Raw genomic sequence first — 24,066 nt, 5'->3', positions numbered from 1 at the left:
TCACGGTGACTCAGCGTATGCGCCGGGCGCCGGACGCGGCGTCGGTGGTTCGGTCGATGGCTCCGCGGACTCCGCTGTGGCCGGGGTGTCGGGCTCCTGCCCACTGAACGTTTCGTTGGTTCCGGGCACCTTGCGCCACGGCAGCCGGTGGAACGTCACGGCGATCAGCATCAGCACGATCACCGTGCTGGCCAGGGTGGCGTCGACGATCTGAAACAGGGCGAAGCGGTCGCCGTTGGCCGTCGGCCCGAAGATCCCGACGACGAGCGACACCGCGATGGTCGCGATGCGAAAGCCCGGGCGGGTGGCCCAAGCTGCCAGCGGGATGATCGCCCACAGCAGGTACCACGGCTGCACGACGGGAAACAGCAGCACGGTCGCGCCCAGCGCCACACCGAGACCGCCGACCGGATGCAACTTGCCCCGCATCACGGCCAGCAGCAGCCAGGTGACGGTGATCATGATGATCAGCACGCCCATGGCGCGGGTCAGCGACAGCACGGCGGTGGTGTGGTCACCCAGCCCGAGCAGGATCCCGACCTGGCCGGTGCCCAGCGCCAGCAGCGTCGGCGGCGACATCCAGCTGCGCACCACGTTGGCGGTGCCGAGCGTGAACAGCCAGCCGAAGCCCAGGCCGCTGGCCCAGCCGATGATGGCCATGACCACCAGCGACAGCGACGCCATGAACGCGCTCGCCAGAACGAACGCCGTGACGGTCGATCCCCAGCGGTACGCCAGGGCCATGCCCACGAAGCCCAAGGCCAACAGCCCCGGCAGTTTCACCTGGGAGGACATCGTGATCAGCACCGAGCCCAACACCAGCATCGCCGGCGGCATCCACTGGGCCCACTGGTCGCGCCCGTGCGGCCAGTGCATCGGCCGTGGCCACAGCGGCTTGGCGGAGTCGATCCCGCGCAGCGCGAACTCGGTGCCGGTGAGCATCACGCCCAGCATCAGCGCCTCGTTGTGAATGCCTGCGACCAGATGCATCAGCAACAGTGGATTGGCCGCACCCAGCCACAGCGCGCTGACCTCGGCGACGCCGCAGCGACGGGCCAGCCGCGGCACCGCCCACACGATCATCCCGACGCCGAGCAGCACCACCACCCGGTGACTGAGCACGGCGGCGACGATGTTCTCCCCGGTCAGCGCCGAGATTCCGCGTCCCACCCACAGGAACAGCGGGCCGTACGGCGCGGGCGTCTCGCGCCACAGGCTGGGCACCGAGAGGGTGAAGACGTGGTCCAAGCCCAGCCCCGGGGCGGGCCCGACCTTGTAGGGATTGAGCCCGTTCGCCGATATCTGGCTCTGCGCCAGATAGGAGTAGACGTCCTTGCTGTACATCGGCGGAGCGATCAGCAGCGGAACGACCCACAGCAGCAGAGTGTGATCAAGCTGACTGCGCGACATCCGGCGGTTGCCGAGGGCGAAGCGGCCCAGCATCAGCCAGGCCAGCGCCATCATCACCGCACCCGTGGTGGTCATCGTCAGCGACACCGTCTGGATACGCGACGGCAGGTTCAGCAGCCGCACGCCGAAGGTCGGGTCCTGCACGACCGGGCGGGCGCCCGCACCCAGCGCACCGATCGCCATCAGCACTGTTCCGGTGGCGCCGAACAGCCGGGTGCGGCGCATGGCACGGAATTCGGCGTCGTTGAGGGGCGCGCCTACAGTTCGTTCATCGCCGTGCAAGCGGGCGATTGACGAACTCAGCGAAAGCTGGCGGGCTGCCACCACAGCACTCTAACCGGCGACTTTTTCGCCCTCAGCTTGCTAAGGGTGCCCTTGCTAGACCTGTTCGGGCAATTGCGTAACACTGGTGTTGTGAAATTCCCGTCCGATGCTGACGCTGTGCCCGTGGTGGGCACCGTCGTGCATGACGGGCAGACCCGCCGGGCAATTGTGCAGCTCCTGCTTGAGTCGGGATCCATCACCGCCGCCGAGATCGGCCAGCGGCTGGGCATCTCCGCGGCCGGCGTGCGCCGACACCTCGACGCGCTGATTGAGGCGGGCGACGCCCAGGCCAACGCCGCGGCGGCGTGGCAGCAGGCGGGCCGCGGCAGGCCCGCCAAGCGCTACCGGCTCACCGCGGCCGGACGGGCCAAACTGGAACACACCTACGACGACCTGGCGTCGGCCGCGATCCGCCAATTGCGCGAAATCGGCGGCGAGCAGGCGGTGCAGACCTTCGCCCGGCGCCGTATCGACGCCATCCTCGCCGGGGTGGCGCAGGGCCCCGACGACGTCGAGTCCACGGCCGAGCGGGTCGCCGACGCGATGACCAAGGCCGGTTACGCGGCGACGACGACGCGGGTCGGCGGACCCATGCAGGGCATCCAGATCTGCCAGCACCACTGCCCGGTTTCGCATGTCGCCGAAGAGTTTCCAGAACTGTGCGAAGCCGAGAAGGAGGCGATGTCCGAGATCCTCGGCACCCACGTCCAGCGACTGGCCACCATCGCCAACGGCGACTGCGCCTGCACCACCCACGTGCCGCTCACACCGGCACACCACTAGACCAGAAGGAGCGTCGCCATGACACTCACCCCGGAAGCCAAGCCGGCGCAGCCGTTGACCCAGGAAGAGGCCATCGCCTCACTGGGCCGTTACGGCTACGGCTGGTCGGACTCCGACACCGCGGGCGCAAGCGCGCAGCGCGGCCTGTCCGAAGCGGTGGTGCGCGACATCTCGGCCAAGAAGAGCGAGCCGGAGTGGATGCTCGACATCCGGCTCAAGGCGCTGCGCACGTTCGACAAGAAGCCGATGCCGAACTGGGGATCCAACCTCGAGGGCATCGACTTCGACAACATCAAGTACTTCGTGCGCTCCAGCGAGAAGCAGGCCGCCACCTGGGATGACCTGCCCGCCGACATCAAGAACACCTATGACCGGCTGGGTATCCCCGAGGCGGAGAAGCAGCGCCTGGTGTCGGGCGTGGCCGCACAGTACGAGTCCGAGGTGGTCTACCACTCGATCCGCGAGGACCTCGAGGCCCAGGGCGTGATCTTCCTGGACACCGATTCGGGCCTGCGTGAGCACCCGGAACTCTTCAAGCAGTACTTCGGCACCGTGATCCCGGCCGGGGACAACAAGTTCTCCGCACTCAACACCGCGGTGTGGTCAGGTGGTTCGTTCATCTACGTCCCCAAGGGCGTGCACGTCGACATCCCGCTGCAGGCCTACTTCCGGATCAACACCGAGAACATGGGCCAGTTCGAGCGGACGCTGATCATCGTCGACGAAGACGCCTACGTGCACTACGTCGAAGGGTGTACTGCGCCGATCTACAAGAGCGACTCGCTGCACTCGGCGGTCGTCGAGATCATCGTGAAGCCCGGTGGCCGTTGCCGTTACACGACCATCCAGAACTGGTCGAACAACGTCTACAACCTGGTGACCAAGCGCGCCCGCGCCGAGGCCGGCGCCACCATGGAGTGGGTCGACGGCAACATCGGCTCGAAGGTCACGATGAAGTACCCGGCGGTGTGGATGACCGGTGAGCACGCCAAGGGTGAGGTGCTGTCGGTGGCGTTCGCCGGCGAAGGCCAGCATCAGGACACCGGCGCCAAGATGCTGCACCTGGCCCCGTACACGTCGAGCAACATCGTGTCCAAGTCGGTGGCCCGCGGCGGTGGCCGTGCCTCCTATCGTGGCCTGGTCCAGGTCAACAAGGGTGCGCACGGATCGCGTTCGAGCGTGAAATGCGATGCGCTGCTTGTGGATACGGTCAGCCGCAGTGACACCTACCCCTACGTCGACATCCGCGAGGACGACGTCACGATGGGCCACGAGGCCACCGTGTCGAAGGTCAGCGAAGATCAACTGTTCTACCTGATGAGCCGCGGCATGACCGAGGACGAGGCAATGGCGATGGTCGTGCGCGGCTTCGTCGAGCCGATCGCCAAGGAACTGCCCATGGAATACGCCCTGGAGCTGAACCGGCTGATCGAGCTGCAAATGGAAGGTGCTGTCGGTTAAGTGACCAATCTTTCGAAGGCAGTGGAGGGTTCGCCCCTCACTGCCGTCAACTCCGGCTCAACGTTGGCCGCCGCCAACAAGGGCGAGCAATTCAGCTCGTTCGACGTCGACGCCTTCGAGGTGCCCGGCGGCCGCGACGAGCTGTGGCGGTTCACCCCGCTCAAGCGGCTGCGCGGCCTGCATGACGGCTCGGCCGTCGCCAACGGCACCGCGGCGATCACGGTGACCGAGCGCCCCGGTGTCACGGTCGAGACCGTGCGGCGCGGAGACGAGCGACTCGGCCAGGGCGGGGTGCCCAGCGATCGGGTTGCCGCGCAGGCGTTCTCGTCGTTCAACTCGGCGACGGTGGTGACCGTCGCACGGGACACCGAGGTCGCCGAGCCTATCGAGATCACCGTCGACGGCCCCGGTGCGGGCGGCGTGGCCTACGGTCACCTGCAGATCCGGGTCGAGGAGTTGTCCCGCGCGATCGTCGTCGTCGATCTGCGCGGCAGCGGCACCTACGCCGACAACGTCGAGATCATCGTCGGCGACTCGGCCGGTCTGGGTGTCATCTGGATCGCGGACTTCGCCGACGACATGGTGCATGTCAGCGCGCACCACGCCAAGCTCGGCAAGGACTCGGTACTCGGGCACGTCAACGTCACCCTCGGCGGTGACGTGGTGCGGACCTCGACCACCGTTCGGTTCACCGGTCCGGGCGGGGACGCCAAGCTACTCGGCACCTATTTCGCCGACGCCGGGCAGTTCTTCGAGTCCCGACTGCTGGTCGACCACGCGCAACCGAACTGCAAGTCGGACGTGCTGTACAAGGGTGCGCTGCAAGGGGATCCGGATTCCAAGAAGCCCGACGCGCACACCGTCTGGGTGGGTGACGTGCTGATCCGGGCCGCGGCCACCGGCACCGACACCTTCGAGGTCAACCGCAACCTGGTGCTCACCGACGGCGCACGCGCCGACTCGGTACCGAACCTGGAGATCGAGACCGGCGAGATCGTCGGTGCCGGGCACGCCAGTGCGACCGGCCGTTTCGACGACGAGCAGCTGTTCTATCTGCGAGCCCGCGGCATCCCGGAGGCGCAAGCCCGCCGGCTGGTGGTCCGCGGCTTCTTCAACGAGATCATCGCCAAAATCGCGGTCCCCGAGGTGCGCGAGCGCCTGACCGATGCCATCGAACGAGAACTTGCCATCACTGAGTCGAAAGCCACACAGCCATGAGCACTTTGGAAATCAAGGATCTGCACGTCAGCATCACAGGTGAGGACGGCTCCGAGAAGGAGATCCTCAAGGGCGTCAACCTGACCGTGAAGTCGGGGGAGACCCACGCGGTGATGGGCCCCAACGGTTCGGGAAAGTCCACGCTGTCGTATTCGATTGCGGGCCATCCCAAGTACCACGTCACCTCGGGGTCGATCACCCTCGACGGTGAGGACGTGCTGGCGATGAGCGTCGACGAACGCGCCCGCGCCGGCCTGTTCCTGGCGATGCAGTACCCGGTCGAGGTCCCCGGCGTGTCGATGTCGAACTTTCTGCGCACCGCGGCGACCGCGGTGCGCGGCGAGGCCCCGAAGCTGCGGCACTGGGTCAAGGAAGTCAAGTCGGCGATGACCGATCTGGAGATCGACCCGCAGTTCGCCGAACGCAGCGTGAACGAGGGCTTCTCCGGTGGCGAGAAGAAGCGCCACGAGATCCTGCAGCTGGGTCTGCTGAAGCCGAAGATCGCGATCCTCGACGAGACGGACTCCGGCCTGGACGTCGACGCCCTGCGGGTGGTCTCCGAAGGCGTCAACCGCTACGCCGAGGCCGAGCATGCCGGTGTCCTGCTGATCACGCACTACACCCGGATCCTGCGCTACATCCGTCCGCAGTTCGTCCACGTCTTCGTCGACGGCCGGATCGTCGAGTCCGGCGGTGCGGAGCTGGCCGATGAGCTCGAAGAGAATGGCTACGTGCGCTTCACCCAGGCGGCGGCAGGAGCCTGACATGACCGCGTCGGTGGATCTGGACGTCGTGGGTATCCGCGCGGATTTCCCGATCCTCACGCGGGTGATGCGGGGCGGACATCAGCTGGCTTACCTGGATTCCGGGGCGACGTCGCAGAAACCGCTGCAGGTTCTCGATGCCGAACGGGAGTTCCTGACCACGTCCAACGGCGCGGTGCATCGCGGTGCGCACCAGCTGATGGAGGAGTCGACAGACGCCTACGAGCAGGGTCGTGCCGATATCGCGTCCTTCGTCGGCGCCGACACCGACGAGCTGGTGTTCACCAAAAACGCCACCGAGTCGCTGAATCTGGTGTCGTATGTGTTGGGGGACCAGCGGTTCGAGAAGGCGGTCGGTCCCGGCGACGTCATCGTCACCACCGAGCTGGAACACCACGCCAACCTGATTCCGTGGCAAGAGCTCGCCCGCCGCACCGGAGCGACCCTGCGCTGGTATGGCGTGACCGAGGATGGCCGCATCGACCTCGATTCGCTGCAGCTCGACGAGCGGGTGAAAGTCGTTGCTTTCAGCCATCATTCGAATGTCACCGGTGCGATTGCGCCCGTGGGTGAAATAGTCCGGCGGGCCAAGTCTGTCGGTGCGCTGACCGTGCTGGACGCCTGCCAGTCGGTGCCGCATCAGCCGGTGGACTTCCACGGCCTCGACGTCGACTACGCCGCGTTCTCCGGGCACAAGATGCTCGGACCCACCGGTATCGGCGTGCTGTACGGCCGGCGCGAGCTGCTCGACGCGATGCCACCGTTCCTCACCGGCGGGTCGATGATCGAGACCGTCACCATGGAGGCCGCCAGCTATGCCCCCGCACCGCAGCGGTTCGAGGCGGGCACGCCGATGACCTCCCAGGTGGTCGGATTGGGTGCGGCCGCACGGTATTTGGACAAGATCGGGATGCCCGCGGTCGAGGCGCATGAGAACGAACTGGTCGCCGCCGCGCTCGACGGCCTCGCCGCGCTCCCGCAGGTGCGCATCATCGGACCTACCACGCTGGAACACCGCGGTTCGCCGGTGAGCTTCGTCGTCGACGGCGTGCATGCCCACGACGTGGGCCAGGTGCTCGACGACGACGGGGTTGCCGTGCGGGTCGGGCATCACTGTGCGTGGCCGCTGCACCGCCGGTTCGGCATCGCCGCGACCGCCCGGGCATCGTTCGCCGTCTACAACACCTTCGACGAGGTAAGCCGCTTGGTCGCGGGCGTCCAGCGGGCTGTCGAGTTCTTTGGGCGGGATTGAGTGAAACTCGAGCAGATGTACCAGGAAGTGATCCTGGACCACTACAAGCACCCGCACCACCGCGGGCTGCGTGAGCCGTTCGGCGCCGAGGTGCATCACGTCAATCCGACGTGCGGCGACGAGGTGACGCTGCGGGTGGCGCTGTCCGCGGACGGCGAACAGGTCACCGACATCTCCTACGACGGCCAAGGTTGCTCGATCAGCCAGGCAGCCACCTCGGTGCTCACCGACCAGGTGATCGGGCTGACCGTCGGCGACGCGCTGAAGACCGTGGCGGCGTTCACCGAGATGGTGTCGTCGAGGGGCGCCGTCGAGGGCGACGAGGACGTGCTCGGCGACGGAGTGGCCTTCGCCGGTGTGGCGAAGTATCCGGCTCGGGTGAAGTGCGCGCTGCTGGGCTGGCTGGCGTTCAAAGACGCCGTGGCCCAGGCATCACACCGAAAAGACTTGGAGGACAAGCGATGACCGAACCCAACCTGCTCGACGATATCGAGGAGGCCATGCGCGACGTGGTGGATCCCGAACTGGGGATCAACGTCGTCGACCTCGGTCTGGTCTACGACCTGAACGTGGAGAAGGGCGACGCCGGAACGGTGGCGCTCATCGACATGACGCTGACTTCGGCAGCCTGCCCGCTGACCGACGTCATCGAAGATCAGACCCTCACCGCGCTGGTCGGTGCCGGGTTGGTCAACGAGGCCAAGATCAACTGGGTGTGGAACCCGCCGTGGGGCCCGGACAAGATCACCGAGGACGGTCGCGAACAGCTCCGCGCGCTGGGGTTCACTGTCTAATCTGAGCTGATGCTCACCGTCCCCGCCTTTGTGTGGCGCGGCGGCGCGGTCATGCGGGGTGTCATCGTCGGCGTCGGCACCGGCATCTTCGTCGGCCTGCTGGCCTGGCTGGACTCCGGACTGTGGTTGGCCGCCGTGCTGGCCGCCGCCATCATCACGGTGGTCTACGGGATATGGCTGGGCCTGCGGATGGTCAGGTACTGGCCCGGCGCCGCCGCCCTGAGCGGTGAACAACGCGTGCGCGTCGTCGGGGTCACCCGATGGGGCGGTCGCATCGGCGACCCAACCCTGGGGCAACCGGTGGTCGACTACGCCGACGGGTTGCACAAGTCCGCCGAGACCGGGCGGCCCTTCCGGTGGGTGCTGCCCCTGTTCCTCGTCGTCGCGATCGTAACCGCCGGCTGGGATGCGATATTCGGCTCCACCCGCGACGTCATCGCGTCCTGCGTGTACCTGGTGCTGCTGGGCTTCGAGCTGCTGTGGTGGCCGGGCCGCCGAGACCAATTGCTGGTCAACGCCGATCGCGCCCGCGAGCGTGCGGTGGCGCTCATCGAGCGCGCCCGGGGAGCGGCCGGGTGATGGCCGAATCCACGGTGGTGGCCACCCGCCGCCAACTGCACGGCGTCGCCGAGAGCTTCCTCGCCGGGCCGCAGTACCGCGCGACGGGAACGATTCGGCTGGCCGTCCGTCCGGACGGTTTCACCGCCACGACACTGGCGATCGCGGTGCACGGGACCACGCTGGCGTGGCCGGACGGCAGCATCCCGCTGGCCGGACCGGTGCGTGACCTGGCCGCGGCCACCGGGCTCGATGTGGGTCCGCCGCCTGCCACGGTGTATCACTCCGTCGCCGAATTACGGCCCGACACCGTTCTCGACATCGACACCGACGCCGCCGACGCCATCTACCGCAGCCTCTACGCCGGCGGCTTCGCGATCAACGCCGTTCTGCCAGAAGCGCATCCGGTGCTCTGGCCAGAGCACCTCGACGTCGCGGCCACGGTCGAGGAGGTCAACTACGGGGTTTCTGCGGGCGACGACTTCCACGAACTGCCGTACGCCTACGTCGGCCCGTGGGACTTCACCACCGCGCCGCGTACCGGGCCACTGTGGAACGCGCCGTTCGGCGCCGTGCGCGCACTGGATCTCGATGCCGACGTCGACAACCTGGCCACCGACATCACCGACTTCTTCCAGCGAGGAATCACCGCCGTCGACGGCGGTGTTGCAACACGTCATGGATGATGCACGCCTGGAGGAGCTGTTCACCCCGGTGACCGTCGGGTCGCTGACCGTCCCCAACCGGTTCGCGATGGCACCGATGACCCGCGCCGCCTCGCCGGACGGTATCCCGGGAGCCGACGTCGCCGCCTACTACGGGCGCCGGGCGGCAGGCGGCACCGGACTGATCATCACTGAGGGCGTTCGGATTCCGCACCCCGCCGCAGGCTGGCCGGACCGGATCCCCAACCTCGACGGCGACGCGGTGCTGGCCGGCTGGCGCGCAGTCACCCACGCCGTGCACGCCGAGAGCGCCACGATTGCCGCCCAGCTCTGGCACCAGGGCGTCGCGCGCGGTGTCCACGACGGCGACCGCCCCGACCAGACTCCGGTCAGCCCGTCGGGCATCGGGATCGACGGCAGCGCCACCGGTCGCGCACTGGACACCGAGGAGCTGCCGGAGCTCGCGCAGGCGTATGCCGTGGCCGCTGCCAACGCTCAGGCGGCCGGCTTCGATGCTGTCGAGATCCACGGCGCCCACGGCTACCTGTTGGACCAATTCCTCTGGCAGCACACCAATCACCGCACCGATGGCTACGGCGGTTCGCTCGCCGCGCGCACCCGGTTCCCGGCCGAGGTGGTCGCCGCGGTGCGTGCCGCTGTCGGTCCCGGCTTCCCGATCATTTACCGGTTTTCGCAGTGGAAGATGAACCGCTACGACGCGCAGGTCGCCGGCAGCGCAGCAGAACTCGAGCAACTCCTGGCCCCGCTGGTCGAAGCCGGTGTGGATGTACTGCACCCCTCGACGCGGCGGCACTACCTGCCCGGCTTCCCCGGCGAAGATCCCCAACTGAGTCTGGCCGGGTGGACCAAGAAGATGACCGGTCTGCCCGTCATCGCAGTCGGGTCGGTGGGCCTGGAGACCGAGTTCAATCCCGGCGCGGGAAGCGGACCGATCCCGCCGTCGCCCATCGACCGGGTGCTCGACCAGTTCGAGGCCGGCGAATTCGACATCGTCGCGGTCGGGCGTGCCCTGCTCGCCGACCCGGCGTGGGTCAACCACCTGCGCGACGGCAAGCTCGACGAGTTCGGCGGTTTCGATGCGGCCAGTGCGCTGGCCCGTTTGTATTGACAGCTACAGGGAACACACCGGGACAACAAGACGTTAGGACTGACGTGGCTACCCAAGACCTGACCGCACAGAACTTCAACGACACCATCACCGGCAACGACATCGTGCTGGTCGACTTCTGGGCGTCGTGGTGCGGGCCGTGCCGGGCCTTCGCCCCGACCTTCACCAAGTCATCCGAACAGCACCCGGACGTCGTCTACGGCAAGGTCGACACCGAGGCCGAGCAGGAACTGGCGGCCGCCGCCGAGATCCGCTCCATCCCGACGCTGATGGCCTTCAAGAAGGGCAAGCTGATCTTCAACCAGGCCGGTGCGCTTCCGCCCGCGGCGCTGGAAGACCTCATCCGACAGGTCAAGGAGTTCGACGTCGACTCGGCGGTCTCGTCCCAGTCGCAATCCGAGTAGCTCGTTTCGGCGATACCGTGCACGGGTGATTCGTGACACAGGTTTCGTCCTCGTCGAAAAGCCGCAGCCCAACATCGCTCTGGTCACTCTGAACCGTCCGGAGCGGATGAACTCCATGGCGTTCGACGTCATGCTCCCGCTGCGGGAAGTTCTCACCGAGCTCAAGCACGACAACGACGTGCGCGCGGTCGTGCTGACCGGAGCAGGCCGCGGATTCTCCTCCGGCGCCGACCACAAGTCCGCCGGTTCGGTGCCGCACGTCGCCGGGCTGACCCGCCCGTCGTTCGGACTGCGGTCGATGGACGTGCTCGACGATGTGATTCTCGCCATGCGCAAGCTGCACCAGCCGATCATCGCCGCGGTGAACGGTGCGGCCATCGGCGGCGGCCTGTGTCTGGCGCTGGCCGCCGACATCCGGGTGGCCGCCAGCGGCGCGTACTTCCGCGCAGCCGGCATCAACAACGGGCTGACGGCCAGTGAACTGGGCCTGAGCTACCTGCTGCCACGGGCGATCGGCTCGTCGCGGGCCTTCGAGATCATGCTCACCGGGCGTGACGTCGACGCGCAGGAAGCTGAACGGATCGGACTGGTGTCCCGCCAGGTGCCCGACGAGGACCTGCTGCCGGTCGCCTTCGATATCGCTGCCCGCATCGCGGCGTTCTCCCGCCCCGGAACCGAGTTGACCAAGCGGACGCTGTGGAGTGGACTGGACGCCGGTAGCCTGGAAGGGCATATGCAGGCCGAGGGCCTCGGGCAGCTTTATGTGCGCCTGCTCACCGCCAACTTCGAAGAGGCGGTCGCTGCGCGCGCCGAGAATCGCGCCCCGGTCTTCACCGACGACAAGTAATTAAGGAGTGCGCGCGTGATTACCGCAACGGACCTGGAGGTCCGCGCCGGCGCGCGCACTCTGCTCCTCGCCGAAGGCCCCGCGCTGCGCATCCAGCCCGGTGACCGCATCGGTCTGGTCGGACGCAACGGCGCAGGCAAGACGACGACCATGCGGATCCTGGCCGGGGAGGGCGAGCCCTACGCGGGCAGCGTCGTGCGCACGGGCGACATCGGGTACCTCCCGCAAGATCCACGTGAAGGCGATCTCGATGTGCTGGCCCGTGACCGGGTGCTGTCGGCGCGCGGCTTGGACACGCTGCTCTCGGATCTGGAAAAGCAGCAGGTGTTGATGGCCGAGGTGGTCGACGAGGCCGCCCGCGACAAGGCGGTCCGCCGCTACGGCCAACTCGAGGAACGCTTCGCCGCCCTCGGCGGATACGCCGCCGAAAGCGAAGCCGGCCGCATCTGCGCGAGCCTCGGTCTACCCGACCGGGTGCTCACCCAGCCGCTGCGCACCCTGTCCGGCGGTCAGCGCAGGCGCGTCGAACTGTCTCGGATCCTGTTCGCCGCCAGCGACACTGGATCAGGCTCGGCCACCACCCTCTTACTCGACGAGCCCACCAACCACCTCGATGCCGACTCGATCGGCTGGCTGCGAGGCTTCCTGCAGAACCACACCGGCGGCCTCGTGGTGATCAGCCACGACGTCGACCTGCTCGCCGATGTGGTCAACCGGGTGTGGTTCCTCGACGCCGTGCGCGGCGAGGCCGACGTCTACAACATGGGCTGGCAGAAGTACCTCGACGCCCGCGCCACCGACGAGCAGCGCAGGCGCCGCGAACGCGCCAATGCCGAGAAGAAGGCCAGCGCGCTGCGGACCCAGGCCGCCAAGATGGGCGCCAAGGCCACCAAAGCCGTTGCCGCACAGAACATGTTGCGCCGTGCTGAGCGGATGATGGCCGAACTGGACGCCGAGCGGGTGGCCGACAAGGTGGCCAGGATCAAGTTCCCGACGCCGGCGCCCTGCGGCAAGACACCGCTGGTCGTCAAAGGGCTGACGAAGAACTACGGCTCACTCGAGGTGTTCACCGGCGTCGACCTGGCGATCGACCGCGGCTCACGCGTCGTGGTGCTGGGCCTCAACGGCGCAGGCAAGACCACGCTGCTCCGGTTGATCGCCGGCACCGAAACTCCGGACGCCGGCGGACTGGAACCCGGCCACGGGCTCAAGATCGGTTATTTCGCACAGGAACACGACACGCTCGACAACAACGCGACGGTGTGGGAGAACATCCGCCACGCCGCACCGGACACCGGTGAACAGGACCTGCGCGGACTGCTCGGCGCGTTCATGTTCACCGGCCCGCAACTCGAGCAGCCGGCCGGCACGCTGTCCGGCGGCGAGAAGACCCGACTGGCGTTGGCGGGTTTGGTGGCCTCGACGGCGAACGTGCTGCTACTCGACGAGCCGACCAACAACCTCGATCCCGCGTCCCGCGAACAGGTTCTGGACGCGCTGCGCAGCTACCAGGGTGCAGTCGTGCTGGTTACCCACGATCCGGGTGCCGCCGAAGCGCTCGACCCGCAACGGGTGGTGCTGCTTCCGGACGGCACCGAGGACTTCTGGTCCGACGAGTACCGGGACCTCATCGAACTCGCCTGACAACGCCCGTAAACCATTTCGGTCATTCCCCCCAACGCGCCGACCCACGCTTCTACTCTCATGGCTATCGGCGCGGATCCACCGGGGAGGGTGATCATGAGGAAGCCCAACGAAGCTCGAGACCAGTTGCTGGACACTCTGCGAAACGCTTACGAGGGCGGCGCGAGCATTCGCACCCTGGTGGCGTCGACGGGCCGTTCGTACGGCTCGATCCACGCGCTGCTGCGCGAGTCGGGCACCACTATGCGCAGCCGCGGTGGCCCCAACCACGTCACCCGTCGGTAGCCCGCACCGAATCCTCCACCAGATCCAGCACTGCCGAAAGTCGCTGGGGATCCTCGCCCGTCGCCAGCCGCGCGACCAGTCCGTCGAGCACCAGATCCAGGTAGCACTGCAACACGTCGGGCGCCACGTCGTCGCGCAGCCGGCCGGCCTGCTTCTGCTGACGCAGCCGCTCGGAGGTCGCTGACGCCAACTCCGCTGAGCGCTCCACCCAGCCCTGATGAAACACCGGGTCGTTGCGCAGCTTGCGGGCGATCTCCAATCGTGTGGCAAGCCAATCGAATTGATCGGGCGCGGCCAGCATGTCCCGCATCACCTGGATGAGGCCCTCGCGGGCCGCCACCTCGGCCATCCGCGCGGCATCCTCGCGGGCGAGCGCGAAGAACAACGTGTCCTTGTCGCGGTAGTGATGGAAGATCGCACCGCGCGACAGACCGATGGTCTGCTCCAGCCGGCGCACGGTCGCCTGCTCGTAGCCGTACTCGGCGAAGCAGCGCCGTGCGCCGTCGAGGATCTGGCGGCGGCGGGCCGCCAGATGATCCTCGCTGACCCTGGGCACCTGCGGCTAGCCGGTCCGCAGCATGTTGCGCAACACGTACTGCAGGATGCCGCCGTTGCGGTAGTAGTCGGCCTCGCCGGGGGTGTCGATGCGCACCACGGCGTCGAACTCCACCGCGGACCCATCGGACTTGGTGGCCGTGACGTGCACGGTCTTCGGCGTCTTGCCGTTGTTGAGCTCTTCGATCCCGGTGATGTCGAAGACCTCGGTGCCGTCGAGCTTCAAGGATGCCGCCGACTCCCCGGCCGGGAACTGCAGCGGGATCACGCCCATGCCGATCAGGTTCGACCGGTGGATGCGCTCGAAGGACTCGGTGATCACCGCGCGCACGCCCAGCAGGCTGGTGCCCTTGGCTGCCCAGTCGCGCGACGAGCCGGAGCCGTACTCCTTGCCGCCCAGCACCACCAGCGGAATATTTTGCGCCGCATAGTTTTGCGCGGCGTCGTAGATGAATTCCTGCGGCCCGTCCGGCTGGGTGAAGTCGCGGGTGTAGCCGCCTGAGACGTCGTCGAGCAGTTGGTTGCGCAGCCGGATGTTGGCGAACGTGCCGCGGATCATCACCTCGTGGTTACCGCGACGGGACCCGTAGGAGTTGTAGTCCTTTTTGTCCACGCCGTTGCTGTCGAGGTACTGCGCCGCCGGGGTGCCCGCCTTGATGTTGCCGGCGGGGCTGATGTGGTCGGTGGTGACCGAATCGCCCAGCAGGGCAAGCACTCTGGCCCCGGTGATGTCGCTGACCGGCTGTGGTTCGGCGGGCATACCGTCGAAGTACGGAGGCTTGCGGACGTAGGTCGAGTTGGCATCCCACTCGAATGTCTTGCCCGACGGCGTCGGCAGGTTCTGCCAGCGCTCGTCGCCCTTGAACACGTCGGCGTAGTTCTTCTTGAACATCTCCTGATTGATCGCCGAGGCGATGGTGTCGGAGATGTCCTTCGACGACGGCCAGATGTCCTTGAGGAAGACGTCGTTGCCGTCGGTGTCCTTACCGAGCGGATCGGTCTCGAAGTCGAAGTCCATCGTGCCCGCCAGCGCGTAGGCGATCACCAGCGGCGGCGACGCCAGGTAGTTCATCTTCACGTCGGGGGATATCCGGCCCTCGAAGTTGCGGTTGCCGGACAGCACCGCGGTGACCGTCAGGTCGTTGTCGTTGATCGCTTTCGAGATCTCCTCGAGAAGCGGGCCACTGTTGCCGATGCAGGTGGTGCAGCCGTAGCCGACGAGATAGAAGCCCAACTTCTCCAGGTACGGCCACAGGCCGGCCTTGTCGTAGTAGTCGCTGACGACCTGCGATCCGGGGGCCATCGACGTCTTGACCCAGGGCTTGGCGGTCAGGCCCTTCTCGACGGCGTTGCGGGCCAGCAGCGCCGCGCCGAGCATCACCGAGGGGTTGGAGGTGTTGGTACACGAGGTGATCGACGCGATCGCGACCGCGCCGTGGTCGAGCACGAACTGACCGCGATCCTCGACGCTGACATTCACCGGCTTGGTGGGCCGGCCTTCGGCCCCGGCGGCCGCGGAATGCAGCGGTTCCGAGCCGTTGTCGGCGAAGGACAGCACCGCGGGGTCGCTGGCGGGGAACGACTCTTCGACGGCCTCGTCCAGCTTCGTCTGCGGGGCAGGGTTGCCGTTCTCGACGTAGTTGTGAATGTCCTTGCGGAACGCCGACTTCGCGTCGGACAGCTCGATGCGGTCCTGCGGGCGTTTGGGCCCGGCGATCGACGGCACGACGGTGGACAGGTCGAGCTCGAGGTACTCGGAGTAGGTGGCCTCGTGCTCGGGGTTGTGCCACATGCCCTGCGCCTTGGCGTAGGCCTCGACCAGCGCCAGCTCCTCGTCGCTGCGCCCGGTCAGCCGCAGATAGTCGATGGTCACGTCGTCGATCGGGAAAATGGCTGCCGTTGAACCGAATTCGGGGCTCATGTTGCCCAGGGTTGCGCGGTTGGCCAGCGGCACCTCGGCGACGCCGTTGCCGTAGAACTCGACGAACTTGCCCACCACGCCGTGCTTGCGCAGCATCTCGGTGACGGTGAGGACGACGTCGGTCGCGGTCACGCCGGGCTGGATCTCGCCGCTGAGCTTGAAGCCGACGACCCGGGGGATCAGCATCGACACCGGCTGGCCCAGCATCGCGGCCTCGGCCTCGATACCACCGACGCCCCAGCCCAGGACGCCCAGACCGTTGACCATCGTGGTGTGGCTGTCGGTGCCGACGCAGGTGTCCGGGTAGGCGACTCCATCGCGGACCATCGTGACGCGAGCCAGGTATTCGATGTTGACCTGGTGGACGATGCCGGTGCCCGGGGGCACCACCTTGAAGTCGTCGAACGCGCCCTGGCCCCAGCGCAGGAACTGGTAACGCTCGCCGTTGCGCGAGTACTCGATCTCGACGTTGCGCTCGAAGGCGTCCGCGCTGCCGAACACGTCGATGATCACCGAGTGGTCGATGACCAGCTCGGCGGGGGCCAGCGGGTTCACCTGATCGGGGTTGCCGCCCAGATCGCCGACGGCCTCGCGCATGGTGGCGAGGTCGACGATGCAGGGGACACCGGTGAAGTCCTGCATGATCACGCGCGCCGGGGTGAACTGGATCTCGATGCTGGGATCGGCCGACGGATCCCAGTTCGCGATCGCGTTGATGTGGTCTTTGGTGATGTTGGCGCCGTCTTCGGTGCGCAACAGGTTCTCGGCCAGCACCTTGAGGCTGTAGGGGAGTTTCTCGGTGCCGGCCACCGCGTCGAGGCGGTAGATCTCGTAGCTGTTGTCGCCGACCTTCAAGGTGTCGCGCGCTTCGAACGTGTTCAGGGACGAATTCGACGAATTTTCGCTGCTCACATCAACTCCCGGCGTTGTCCTCGATGCCGACGGGCTGTGTCGACACCGGTCTCCATACTAACAGTACGGTTGTCCTGCTAAGCGGGCGGATGGGTATCCGCGACTGCCAGCGGGCCGACCCCCAGTCTTGTCTTCTCCGGCGCGTGGTGCCACCCCGGGGTGGGGCGCGCGGTACCGTTTCCGATCGTGACGATTCCGCACGCGCCGACCTTCATCCCGGTGGAGGTGTGCAGCAGTGCCGGGCTTGCCCCGTCGACTCCGATCGACCAGTGTTTGGCCGCGGTCAAGGCCGACGTGGCCGCCGACGGTGTCGCAGCGCCGGCCGCCGACGTCGCCGCCCTCCAGAAGGTGGTTGCCTCGGCCAAGGAGCACGGCATCGATCTCAAGGTCGTCGTGATGGACAAGAGCCCCGCGATCGACACCCCGCTGCGTGATATCGCCACCGAGATCGGGCAAGGCGATCCCGGCTCGACAGTGCTGGTGCTGAGCCCCGGCTGGGCGGGCACCTACAGCACCACCTACGACCGCGTCATTCTCGAGGCGGGCCAGGATGTGGCCAAGACGGCGCCCAATCCGGTGGTCGGTACACAGGCATTCGTCGACCAATTGCAAACGCCCGATTTCCCCTGGACGGGATTTACGATCACGCTTGTGATCGGGGTGGCCGTAGCGGCTGTTTTGACTCGAGTTCTGCAGCTTCGGGCACGCCGTGCGCAACCAAGCGATATGGCATCTGACCAGGGAAAATAACTATCCCTGGCAAATCGATAAGATTACTTTTCGGCAACATCCCGTAAATGACAAACATGTAATTCTTGCCGGAAGTTTCCTCTGCGACAAATGTGACGTACGGTGCAACTGTCGCCATTGTTAATGATGTGACTCATGTGACATCTGTTGCTGGCGTGACTGCACGTGTGAAGCAGAGGAGACCAGGGTCGAATGAGACGTTCCCTTCGCGGCTCTGTTGTTCGGCCGGCCATTCGGATCGCCAGGCCGGTGGGCCCGCTGGCGCTCAGCGTCGCGATGACGTTCACGATGCCCGGACTGGCCCATGCCGAGCCCGGTGCCGCGCCGAATACGATCGCCGGCCTGATCGCCGATGTGGCCGACGCCAACCAGCGGCTGCAGGACATCGGCGCCAAGGTGCAGGCCGAGCAGGAAAGCGTCAACAAAGCACTGGTCGACGTCCAGACCGCGCGTGACGCGGCGGCCGCGGCCCAGGAGAAGGTCGACGCCAGCGCGCAGGGTGTCAAGGACGCAAGCGCCGCAATTGCGGACGCCCAGAAGCGATTCGACACGTTCGCCGCCGCGACCTACATCAACGGACCATCGGCCTCGCTGGTCATGGCGACCAACCCCGAGGACATTCTGTCCACCGCTTCGGCCGGTCAGACCCTGGCCGTCAGCTCGCAGCAGGTGATGAGCGACCTGCAGCGGGCTCGCACCGAACAGATCAACCAGGAGTCGGCGGCCCGGCTGGCCAAGGACAACGCCGACAAGGCCCTCGCCGACGCCGAGGCCAGCCAGCAGTCCGCGGTCGACGCGCTGACCGCGGCCAAGCAGACGTTCACCGACCAGCAGGCCGAGATCGACCGGCTGGCTGCTGAGCGCAAAACCGCCCAGGACAAGCTCGACGCCGCCCGACAGTGGTCAGCGCCTGCGAATTCGCCTGCGGCGGTTCCACAATCGGCGGCGACCGGACCCGCGACCCCGGGGGATCGCTGGGACCCGGCCGCCCCCGGCTCGCCGAAAGCGCCGGGCGCCGGGACTGTCCCGCCCTATGGCAGTGCCTCGGAATGGGACACCACCCTGCCGATGGTGCCCAGCGCCTTCGTCTCCGGCGATCCGATCCAGATCATCAACGCCGTCCTGCAGATCTCGTCGTCGTCGCTGAACGCGACCAAGCAGATGGGCAAGAGCTTTCTGCAGAAGCTCGGCATCCTGAAGCCCGACGACACCGGCATCACCAACGGCGCGATTCCTTACGTCTACGGCGCGCAGGCCTCCGAGTACGTGATCAAGCGCGCCATGTCGCAGATGGGTGTGCCGTACTCGTGGGGTGGCGGAACCGCCACCGGGCCCAGCAACGGCATCGACAGCGGTGCGGGCACCGTCGGATTCGACTGCTCCGGTCTGATCCTCTACGCGTTCGCCGGCGTCGGCATCAGGCTGCCGCACTATTCGGGATCGCAATACAACATGGGCCGCAAGATCCCGTCCTCGCAGATGCGCCGCGGCGACGTGATCTTCTACGGCCCCGGCGGCAGCCAGCACGTGACCCTCTACCTGGGCCAGGGCCAGATGCTCGAGGCCCCTTACACCGGATCGAGCGTCAAGATCTCGCCGGTGCGCACCAGCGGCATGACACCGTTCGTCGTCCGCTACATCGAATACTGACGAAAGTTTCACCCATGTCTCGCAACACTTCTCGACGGCTCTTCGTCGGGACGATCCTGACGGCACTCGCGTTGGGCTTGGGCATCGCCAGCCCGGCCAATGCCGATCCGGGCGAGTGGGATCCGACGCTGCCCAAGATCCTGAGTGCCGGAGCGCCCGGTGATCCGGTCGCGATGGCCAACGCCTCGCTGCAGGTCACTCAGCAGGCCGCCCAGGCGACCATGGACCTGGGCCGCAAGTTCCTGTCCGGTCTGGGCTTCGGCGGCGCCCCGACGGCGCTGCCGGGCGGGCGGGTACGCGGACCGCAGGCCATCGAGTACGTCATCGCCCGGGGTGCGTCGCAGCAGGGCGTGCCGTACTCCTGGGGTGGCGGCGCGATCAACGGGCCCAGTGCCGGCGTGGAGGAAGACGCCGGCAAGGTGGGCTACGACTGCTCGGGCTTCACCCGCTACGCCTTCGCCGGCGTGGGGGTGCAGCTTCCGAAGTACTCCGGCGACCAGTACAACGCGGGGCGGCACATCCCGCCGTCGCAGGCAAAGCGCGGCGATCTGATCTTCTACGGACCCAACGGCACCCAGCACGTCACCATCTACCTGGGCAACGGGCAGATGCTCGAGGCGTCGTCGGCGGCCGGTCACGTGACCGTCAGCCCCGTCCGCACCGCGGGTATGACGCCGTACCTGACCCGCATCATCGAGACTTGAGAGCCCGCGCGGGCCGTGCCGATCTGACGCGCCAGCGAATGGGGCACGTCGACGGATCTCAGAACGCCTGGAATAGTTGTGGCAGGGCACGGCGTGCCCGCCAAAACCAACAGCTCGTGGAGGAAGTCGATGACGTCACCAGGTGGGTCGCCCGCAGGCCCCGGATCGTTTGCCGGGCCGAGCGGAACCCCGGCCGCCCCACCGTCGGGCGGTAATGGTCTCGCCGGCGAGGTGAACACCCTGGAACGGGCGATCTTCGAGGTCAAGCGCATCATCGTTGGCCAGGACCAACTGGTCGAGCGGATCCTGGTCGGCCTGTTGGCCAAGGGACACGTGCTGCTCGAAGGTGTGCCGGGCGTCGCCAAGACCCTGGCGGTCGAGACCTTCGCCAAGGTGGTCGGCGGCACCTTCGCCCGCATCCAGTTCACCCCCGACCTGGTGCCCACCGACATCATCGGTACCCGCATCTACCGCCAGGGCCGGGAAGAATTCGACATCGAACTCGGCCCCGTCGTGGTGAACTTCCTGCTCGCCGACGAGATCAACCGCGCCCCGGCAAAGGTGCAGTCAGCACTGCTGGAGGTCATGGCTGAGCGCAAGATCTCTATCGGCGGCAAGACCTACGAGCTGCCCAAGCCGTTCCTGGTGATGGCGACCCAGAACCCGATCGAGAACGAGGGTGTCTACCCGCTGCCGGAAGCCCAGCGCGACCGCTTCCTGTTCAAGATCAACGTGGACTACCCGTCGCCGGAGGAAGAGCGCGAGATCATCTACCGGATGGGTGTCACCCCGCCGGAGCCCAAGCAGATCCTCGAGACCGGCGACTTGCTGCGCCTGCAGAACGTCGCGGCGAACAACTTCGTCCACCACGCGCTGGTCGACTATGTGGTCCGGGTCGTCACGGCGACGCGGCGGCCGGAGCAGTTCGGTCTGCCCGACGTCAAGGCCTGGGTGGCGTTCGGCGCCTCGCCGCGTGCGTCGCTGGGCATCATCGCCGCCGCCCGCGCGCTGGCGCTGGTCCGCGGCCGTGACTACGTCATCCCGCAGGACGTCATCGACGTGATCCCCGACGTGCTGCGCCACCGGCTGGTGCTGACCTACGACGCGTTGGCCGACGACATCAAGGCCGAGACGGTGATCAACCGCATCCTGCAAACCGTCGCGCTGCCTCAGGTCAATGCCGTTCCGCAGCAAGGACATTCGGCGCCGCCGGTGGTTCCCGCCGGGGCGGGTGCCAACGGTCGGTGAGCGACTCCGAAACCGTCCACCCGCCGTCTTTTCAGCGCGGTGAGATCGGTGACGCCAAGCTCTCGGCTGCGCTGCGCACCCTCGAACTCACGGTCAAGCGCAAGCTCGACGGCGTGCTGCACGGTGACCATCTCGGCTTGATCCCCGGCCCGGGTTCCGAGCCCGGCGAGTCGCGGATGTACCAGCCCGGCGACGATGTGCGCCGGATGGACTGGTCGGTCACCGCCCGCACCACCCACCCACACGTTCGGCAGATGATCGCCGATCGGGAGCTGGAGACCTGGCTGGTGGTCGACATGTCGGCCAGCCTGGATTTCGGCACGACGGGCTGCGAGAAGCGCGACCTGGCGGTGGCCGCCGCGGCGGCGATCACCTACCTCAACAGCGGCGGCGGCAACCGGATCGGTGCGATCATCGCCAACGGCGACAAGATCACCCGCGTGCCTGCGCTGTCCGGCCGGATGCACGAGCAGACTCTGTTGCGCACGATCGCCACGATGCCGCAGGCCCCGGCCGGGGTGCGTGGCGATCTGGCCGCGGCCATCGATGCGCTGCGCAGGCCCGAACGCCGACGCGGGATGGCCGTGGTGGTCAGCGACTTCCTCGGCCCGATTGACTGGATGCGGCCGCTGCGCGCGATCGCCGCGCGCCACGAGGTACTCGGCATCGAGGTGCTCGACCCGCGTGACGTCGAACTGCCGCCGGTCGGCGATGTGATCCTGCAGGACACCGAATCCGGGGTCACCCGCGAGTTCACCATCGATGAGCAACTGCGCGCCGACTTCGCTCGTGCCGCCGCGGTGCACCGCGAGGAGGTGGCGCGCACCCTGCGCCGCTGCGGCGCACCCCTGATGACCCTGCGCACCGACCGCGACTGGATCGCCGACATCGTGCGGTTCGTCGCCTCCCGTCGCCGCGGTGCACTGGCTGGCAGCCAATGACCCTGCCGTTGCTCGGGCCCATGACGCTTGGCGGCTTCGAACACCCGTGGTTCTTCGTGTTCCTGCTCGTCGTCGCCGGACTGGTCGGGCTCTACGTCGTCGTGCAGTTCGCCCGTCAGAAGCGTTTCCTGCGCTTCGCCAACATGGAACTGCTGGAAAGCGTTGCGCCCAAACGGCCCAACAAGTGGCGGCACCTGTCGGCGATCCTGCTGATCTCCTCGCTGGTGCTGCTGACGATCGCGATGGCCGGACCAACGCACGACGTGCGGATCCCGCGCAACCGCGCCGTGGTGATGTTGACCATCGACGTCTCGCAGTCGATGCGCGCCACCGACGTCGAGCCCAGCCGGCTGGCCGCGGCGCAGGAGGCCGCCAAACAGTTCGCCGACCAGCTGACCCCGGGCATCAACCTGGGCCTGATCGCCTATGCCGGCACCGCCACTGTGCTGGTGTCGCCGACCACCAACCGGGAAGCCACCAAGAACGCCATCGACAAGTTGCAGTTGGCCGACCGCACCGCCACCGGCGAGGCGATCTTCACCTCGCTGCAGGCGATCGCCACGGTCGGCGCGGTCATCGGCGGCGGCGACACCCCGCCGCCGGCGCGCATCGTGCTGATGTCCGACGGCAAGGAAACCGTGCCGTCCAATCCGGACAACCCCAAGGGGGCGTTCACCGCTGCCCGCACGGCCAAGGATCAGGGCGTGCCGATCTCCACGGTGTCGTTCGGCACCCCGTACGGCTACGTGGAGATCAACGATCAGCGCCAACCGGTCCCAGTCGACGACGAGACGCTCAAGAAGATCGCCGAACTCTCCGGCGGCAGCGCCTACACCGCGTCGAGCCTGCAGCAGCTCAAGGAGGTCTTCACCTCACTGCAGGATCAGATCGGCTATGAGACCACCAAGGGCGACGCCAGCACCGGCTGGTTGCGGCTCGGCGCGTTCGTCCTGGCCCTCGCGGCCCTGGCCGCACTGCTGGTCAACCGGCGCCTGCCGGGCTGATGTCGGTGAAATCGCCGGTGGCGGATTTCGGTCCGGCCGACGGCAGGCACTAAGTTGACTCCCATGTCCGACACCGCTGCCGCAGAATCGGCCGACGCCAAACCGGCCAGCAAACCGCCGTTTGTCTCCCGTTCCGTCCTGGTCACCGGTGGAAACCGGGGCATCGGCCTGGCGATCGCGCAGCGGCTCGCCGCCGACGGGCACAAGGTCGCCGTGACCCACCGCGGTTCCGGAGTCCCCGAGGGGCTGTTCGGCGTCGAATGCGATGTCACCGACACCGCGGCCATCGACCGTGCGTTCACCGAAGTCGAGGAACACCAGGGGCCGGTTGAGGTGCTGGTGTCCAACGCGGGCATCTCCAAGGACGCGTTCCTGATGCGGATGACCGAAGAACGCTTCCAAGAGGTGATCAACGCCAACCTCACCGGCGCGTTCCGGGTGACCCAGCGGGCATCGCGCAGCATGCAGCGCAAGCGTTTTGGCCGAATCATCTACATCGGCTCGGTATCGGGCATGTGGGGAATCGGCAATCAGGCCAATTATGCGGCCGCCAAGGCCGGCCTGATCGGCATGGCGCGGTCGATCTCCCGCGAACTATCCAAGGCCGGCGTTACCGCCAACGTGGTCGCGCCAGGCTACATCGACACCGAGATGACCCGCGCGCTCGATGAGCGCATCCAGGCCGGCGCGCTGGACTTCATCCCGGCCAAGCGGGTCGGCACCGCCGAGGATGTGGCCGGGGCAGTCAGCTTCCTGGCGTCGGAGGACGCCGGTTACATCGCCGGCGCGGTGATCCCGGTCGACGGCGGCATGGGAATGGGCCACTAGGCCCAGCCCGGCACA

General features: G+C 67.2%; 24 protein-coding genes. 21 read left to right on the top strand and 3 right to left on the bottom strand.

Annotation, left to right across the window (positions count from 1 at the left end; translation table 11 throughout):
• The gene (gene mptB, locus Y900_RS00815) at window positions 1-1,734 is read right to left on the bottom strand and encodes a polyprenol phosphomannose-dependent alpha 1,6 mannosyltransferase MptB (protein WP_036345468.1); all 1,734 of its coding nucleotides are present in this window, start codon (window positions 1,732-1,734) and stop codon (window positions 1-3) included.
• Window positions 1,735-1,770: 36 nt separating this feature from the next.
• On the opposite strand from mptB, the gene Y900_RS00810 reads away from it, so the two are divergent.
• The 14 genes from Y900_RS00810 (at window position 1,771) to Y900_RS00745 (ending at window position 13,538) form a co-directional block, all read left to right on the top strand.
• Window positions 1,771-2,517: a helix-turn-helix transcriptional regulator gene (locus tag Y900_RS00810; protein WP_109750993.1), complete on the top strand. Its 747-nt coding sequence runs from the start codon at window positions 1,771-1,773 to the stop codon at window positions 2,515-2,517.
• Between the two features lie 18 nt (window positions 2,518-2,535).
• A complete protein-coding gene (sufB, locus tag Y900_RS00805) occupies window positions 2,536-3,978 on the top strand; it encodes a Fe-S cluster assembly protein SufB (protein ID WP_036337864.1) in 1,443 nt (480 codons plus the stop codon).
• Window positions 3,979-5,196: a Fe-S cluster assembly protein SufD gene (sufD, locus tag Y900_RS00800; RefSeq protein ID WP_036337861.1), complete on the top strand. Its 1,218-nt coding sequence runs from the start codon at window positions 3,979-3,981 to the stop codon at window positions 5,194-5,196.
• Window positions 5,193-5,960 (top strand): Fe-S cluster assembly ATPase SufC, encoded by a 768-nt coding sequence (gene sufC, locus Y900_RS00795; RefSeq protein WP_036337859.1) that lies wholly within the window; start codon window positions 5,193-5,195, stop codon window positions 5,958-5,960. The genes sufD and sufC overlap by 4 nt, the downstream gene beginning before the upstream one ends.
• 1 nt (window position 5,961) lies before the next feature.
• Window positions 5,962-7,212 carry a cysteine desulfurase gene (locus Y900_RS00790; protein ID WP_036337857.1) on the top strand — a complete coding sequence of 417 codons (1,251 nt, stop codon included), beginning with the start codon at window positions 5,962-5,964 and terminating at the stop codon, window positions 7,210-7,212.
• Window positions 7,213-7,677 (top strand): Fe-S cluster assembly sulfur transfer protein SufU, encoded by a 465-nt coding sequence (gene sufU / locus Y900_RS00785; protein ID WP_036337855.1) that lies wholly within the window; start codon window positions 7,213-7,215, stop codon window positions 7,675-7,677.
• Window positions 7,674-8,006, top strand: a complete 333-nt coding sequence (locus Y900_RS00780) for a metal-sulfur cluster assembly factor (protein WP_036337853.1) — start codon at window positions 7,674-7,676, stop codon at window positions 8,004-8,006. The genes sufU and Y900_RS00780 overlap by 4 nt, the downstream gene beginning before the upstream one ends.
• A gap of 9 nt (window positions 8,007-8,015) precedes the next feature.
• On the top strand, window positions 8,016-8,585 hold the full coding sequence (locus Y900_RS00775) for a hypothetical protein (RefSeq protein ID WP_036337851.1): 570 nt from the start codon (window positions 8,016-8,018) through the stop codon (window positions 8,583-8,585).
• Window positions 8,585-9,250, top strand: coding sequence for a hypothetical protein (locus tag Y900_RS00770; protein ID WP_036337849.1), 666 nt, complete (start codon window positions 8,585-8,587; stop codon window positions 9,248-9,250). Before Y900_RS00775 ends, Y900_RS00770 begins: the two co-directional genes overlap by 1 nt.
• Window positions 9,243-10,358 (top strand): oxidoreductase, encoded by a 1,116-nt coding sequence (locus tag Y900_RS00765; RefSeq protein WP_036337847.1) that lies wholly within the window; start codon window positions 9,243-9,245, stop codon window positions 10,356-10,358. The genes Y900_RS00770 and Y900_RS00765 overlap by 8 nt, the downstream gene beginning before the upstream one ends.
• 44 nt (window positions 10,359-10,402) lie before the next feature.
• Complete coding sequence (gene trxA, locus Y900_RS00760; RefSeq protein ID WP_036337844.1) at window positions 10,403-10,762, top strand: thioredoxin; 360 nt, start codon at window positions 10,403-10,405, stop codon at window positions 10,760-10,762.
• Between the two features lie 25 nt (window positions 10,763-10,787).
• Window positions 10,788-11,609: an enoyl-CoA hydratase gene (locus Y900_RS00755; RefSeq protein WP_036337842.1), complete on the top strand. Its 822-nt coding sequence runs from the start codon at window positions 10,788-10,790 to the stop codon at window positions 11,607-11,609.
• A 15-nt stretch (window positions 11,610-11,624) separates the two neighbouring features.
• Window positions 11,625-13,253, top strand: coding sequence for an ABC-F family ATP-binding cassette domain-containing protein (locus Y900_RS00750; protein ID WP_036337839.1), 1,629 nt, complete (start codon window positions 11,625-11,627; stop codon window positions 13,251-13,253).
• Between the two features lie 96 nt (window positions 13,254-13,349).
• The gene (locus Y900_RS00745; protein WP_036345465.1) at window positions 13,350-13,538 is read left to right on the top strand and encodes a helix-turn-helix domain-containing protein; all 189 of its coding nucleotides are present in this window, start codon (window positions 13,350-13,352) and stop codon (window positions 13,536-13,538) included.
• Here Y900_RS00745 and Y900_RS00740 read toward each other — a convergent pair.
• Together Y900_RS00740 and acnA are read right to left on the bottom strand one after the other, a co-directional pair.
• Window positions 13,525-14,094 carry a TetR/AcrR family transcriptional regulator gene (locus Y900_RS00740; protein WP_036337837.1) on the bottom strand — a complete coding sequence of 190 codons (570 nt, stop codon included), beginning with the start codon at window positions 14,092-14,094 and terminating at the stop codon, window positions 13,525-13,527. The genes Y900_RS00745 and Y900_RS00740 overlap by 14 nt on opposite strands.
• A gap of 6 nt (window positions 14,095-14,100) precedes the next feature.
• Window positions 14,101-16,926, bottom strand: coding sequence for an aconitate hydratase AcnA (acnA, locus tag Y900_RS00735; RefSeq protein WP_036337836.1), 2,826 nt, complete (start codon window positions 16,924-16,926; stop codon window positions 14,101-14,103).
• Window positions 16,927-17,112: 186 nt separating this feature from the next.
• Here acnA and Y900_RS00730 point away from each other — a divergent pair, with 186 nt between their 5' ends.
• The 7 genes from Y900_RS00730 to fabG1 all read left to right on the top strand — a co-directional run bounded on the left by Y900_RS00730 (window position 17,113) and on the right by fabG1 (window position 24,051).
• The gene (locus Y900_RS00730) at window positions 17,113-17,676 is read left to right on the top strand and encodes an Rv1476 family membrane protein (protein WP_036345463.1); all 564 of its coding nucleotides are present in this window, start codon (window positions 17,113-17,115) and stop codon (window positions 17,674-17,676) included.
• A 192-nt stretch (window positions 17,677-17,868) separates the two neighbouring features.
• Window positions 17,869-19,326, top strand: coding sequence for an NlpC/P60 family peptidoglycan endopeptidase RipA (ripA, locus tag Y900_RS00725; protein ID WP_081844943.1), 1,458 nt, complete (start codon window positions 17,869-17,871; stop codon window positions 19,324-19,326).
• 14 nt (window positions 19,327-19,340) lie between these two features.
• The gene (ripB, locus tag Y900_RS00720; RefSeq protein WP_051659805.1) at window positions 19,341-20,030 is read left to right on the top strand and encodes an NlpC/P60 family peptidoglycan endopeptidase RipB; all 690 of its coding nucleotides are present in this window, start codon (window positions 19,341-19,343) and stop codon (window positions 20,028-20,030) included.
• A gap of 129 nt (window positions 20,031-20,159) precedes the next feature.
• Window positions 20,160-21,278: a chaperone MoxR1 gene (moxR1, locus tag Y900_RS00715; RefSeq protein ID WP_036345455.1), complete on the top strand. Its 1,119-nt coding sequence runs from the start codon at window positions 20,160-20,162 to the stop codon at window positions 21,276-21,278.
• Window positions 21,275-22,219, top strand: a complete 945-nt coding sequence (locus Y900_RS00710) for a DUF58 domain-containing protein (protein WP_036337834.1) — start codon at window positions 21,275-21,277, stop codon at window positions 22,217-22,219. The genes moxR1 and Y900_RS00710 overlap by 4 nt, the downstream gene beginning before the upstream one ends.
• The gene (locus Y900_RS00705) at window positions 22,216-23,223 is read left to right on the top strand and encodes a VWA domain-containing protein (protein WP_036337831.1); all 1,008 of its coding nucleotides are present in this window, start codon (window positions 22,216-22,218) and stop codon (window positions 23,221-23,223) included. Before Y900_RS00710 ends, Y900_RS00705 begins: the two co-directional genes overlap by 4 nt.
• Before the next feature lie 63 nt (window positions 23,224-23,286).
• Complete coding sequence (gene fabG1 / locus Y900_RS00700; protein WP_036337829.1) at window positions 23,287-24,051, top strand: 3-oxoacyl-ACP reductase FabG1; 765 nt, start codon at window positions 23,287-23,289, stop codon at window positions 24,049-24,051.
• Window positions 24,052-24,066: the final 15 nt, after the last annotated feature.

This window comes from Mycolicibacterium aromaticivorans JS19b1 = JCM 16368, assembly GCF_000559085.1.
GTDB classification, from domain to species: domain Bacteria; phylum Actinomycetota; class Actinomycetes; order Mycobacteriales; family Mycobacteriaceae; genus Mycobacterium; species Mycobacterium aromaticivorans.
Note: the sequence above shows the minus strand (reverse complement) of the source record. Positions and strands in the feature narration are given on the sequence as shown.